This window comes from Streptomyces sp. NPDC004435 (assembly GCF_042873895.1).
In the GTDB taxonomy this organism is placed as follows: Bacteria; Actinomycetota; Actinomycetes; order Streptomycetales; family Streptomycetaceae; genus Streptomyces.
Genome location: NZ_JBIAMB010000049.1, coordinates 1 through 2,398, shown reverse-complemented (window position 1 = coordinate 2,398; position 2,398 = coordinate 1). Strand labels below are relative to the sequence as shown.

The window sequence follows — 2,398 nt, the reverse complement described above, 5'->3', positions numbered from 1 at the left end:
GCGTCCGACTCACCGTCCTCACCGACGACCAGGCCGCCTACATCGGCGTCCCCGTCGACGGCCCGTACAAGCCCGACCACTACCGCTACTGAGCCGTCCGACCACGAGGAGTTCCCATGTCCCGCCGCCTGTTCACCTCGGAGTCCGTCACCGAGGGCCACCCCGACAAGATCGCCGACCAGATCAGCGACACCATCCTCGACGCCCTCCTCGCCCAGGACCCGGCCTCCCGGGTCGCGGTCGAGACGCTGATCACCACCGGCCTCGTGCACGTCGCCGGCGAGGTGACCACCAAGGCGTACGCCGACATCCCGACGCTGGTGCGCCAGAAGATCCTGGAGATCGGCTACAACTCCTCGCAGAAGGGCTTCGACGGCGCCTCGTGCGGCGTCTCGGTCTCCATCGGCGCCCAGTCCCCGGACATCGCGCAGGGCGTGGACACCGCGTACGAGCAGCGCGTCGAGGGTGCCGCCCCGGGAGAGGAGGGCGACGAGCTGGACAAGCAGGGCGCCGGCGACCAGGGCCTGATGTTCGGCTACGCGTCGGACGAGACGCCCGAGCTGATGCCGCTGCCGATCCACCTGGCGCACCGGCTCTCCCGCCGCCTCACCGAGGTCCGCAAGAACGGGACCATCCCGTACCTGCGCCCCGACGGCAAGACCCAGGTCACCATCGAGTACGACGGCGACAAGGCCGTCCGCCTCGACACGGTCGTGGTCTCCTCGCAGCACGCCTCGGACATCGACCTCGACTCGCTGCTCGCGCCCGACATCCGCGAGTTCGTCGTCGAGCACGTCCTGAAGGAGCTCGTCGAGGACGGCATCAAGCTCGACACCGACGGCTACCGCCTCCTGGTCAACCCGACCGGCCGCTTCGAGATCGGCGGCCCGATGGGCGACGCCGGCCTGACCGGCCGCAAGATCATCATCGACACGTACGGCGGCATGGCCCGCCACGGCGGCGGCGCCTTCTCCGGCAAGGACCCGTCGAAGGTGGACCGCTCGGCCGCGTACGCGATGCGCTGGGTCGCCAAGAACGTCGTCGCCGCCGGCCTCGCCACCCGCTGCGAGGTCCAGGTCGCCTACGCGATCGGCAAGGCCGAGCCCGTCGGTCTCTTCGTGGAGACCTTCGGCACCGAGACGGTCTCCCCGGAGACGATCGAGAACGCCATCGGCGAGGTCTTCGACCTCCGCCCGGCCGCGATCATCCGCGACCTCGACCTGCTCCGCCCGATCTACTCCCGGACCGCCGCCTACGGCCACTTCGGCCGCGAGCTGCCCGACTTCACCTGGGAGCGCACCGACCGCGTCGGCGCCCTGCGGAACGCGGCGGGTCTCTGACGTGCGCACCCCCGACTTCCCGCACGAGAGAGCGCTCACCGCCCCGCCCCGTCGGGTGCGGCGGTGAGCGCGCGGTCGGAGGCCCTGCGCGAGGCGCTCGCCACCCGGGTGGTGGTGGCGGACGGGGCGATGGGCACCATGATCCAGGCGCAGGACCCGACGCTGGACGACTTCGCACAGTTGGAGGGGTGCAACGAGATCCTCAACGTCACCCGGCCGGACATCGTGCGCGCGGTGCACGAGGAGTACTTCGCGGCGGGCGTCGACTGCGTGGAGACGAACACGTTCGGCGCGAACCACTCCGCCGCGAACGAGTACGAGATCGCGGACCGGATCTTCGAGCTCTCGGAGGCCGGCGCCCGCGTCGCCCGCGAGGTCGCGGACGAGTTCACCGCCGCCGACGGCCGCCAGCGCTGGGTCCTCGGCTCCATCGGCCCCGGGACGAAACTGCCGTCGCTCGGCCACGTCACGTACGACGTCCTGCGCGACGGGTACCAGCAGAACGCGGAGGGCCTGCTCGCGGGCGGCTCCGACGCGCTGATCGTGGAGACCACCCAGGACCTCCTCCAGACGAAGGCGTCCGTCATCGGCGCGCGCCGGGCGATGGACGCCCTCGGTGTCCACGTGCCCCTGATCTGCTCCCTCGCCTTCGAGACCACCGGCGTCATGCTGCTCGGCTCGGAGATCGGCGCCGCTCTGACGGCCCTGGAGCCGCTGGGCATCGACATGATCGGCCTGAACTGCTCGACGGGCCCGGACGAGATGAGCGAGCACCTGCGCCACCTCGCCCGCCACTCCCGCACACCCCTGATGTGCATGCCGAACGCCGGCCTGCCGGTGCTGACCAAAGACGGCGCGTACTTCCCGCTGGGCCCCGAAGGCTTGGCGGACTCCCAGGAGTCGTTCGTCCGCGAGTACGGCCTCTCCCTGGTGGGCGGCTGTTGCGGTACGACTCCCGAGCACCTGCGCCAGGTCGTCGAGCGCGTCAAGGACCTCACGCCCACGGTTCGTGATCCGCGCCCCGAGCCCGGTGCGGCCTCGCTGTACCAGACGGTGCC

General features: G+C 71.1%; 3 protein-coding genes. All 3 read left to right on the top strand.

From position 1 onward, the window contains the following. Positions 1 to 92 (top strand): adenosylhomocysteinase (locus tag ACFYT9_RS39565; protein ID WP_389172053.1); only part of this gene is annotated, 92 nt, incomplete at its 5' end. Between the two features lie 24 nt (positions 93 to 116). Further along, on the top strand, positions 117 to 1,340 hold the full coding sequence (gene metK / locus ACFYT9_RS39560; protein WP_389172046.1) for a methionine adenosyltransferase: 1,224 nt from the start codon (positions 117 to 119) through the stop codon (positions 1,338 to 1,340). A gap of 129 nt (positions 1,341 to 1,469) precedes the next feature. Next, on the top strand, positions 1,470 to 2,398 hold a 929-nt coding region (locus ACFYT9_RS39555; protein WP_389172050.1), incomplete at its 3' end, for a homocysteine S-methyltransferase family protein.

Excerpts from the sequence above, each read along its gene's own strand:
- metK (WP_389172046.1), top strand. The coding sequence starts at position 117 with ATGTCCCGCCGCCTGTTCACCTCGGAGTCCGTCACCGAGGGCCACCCC.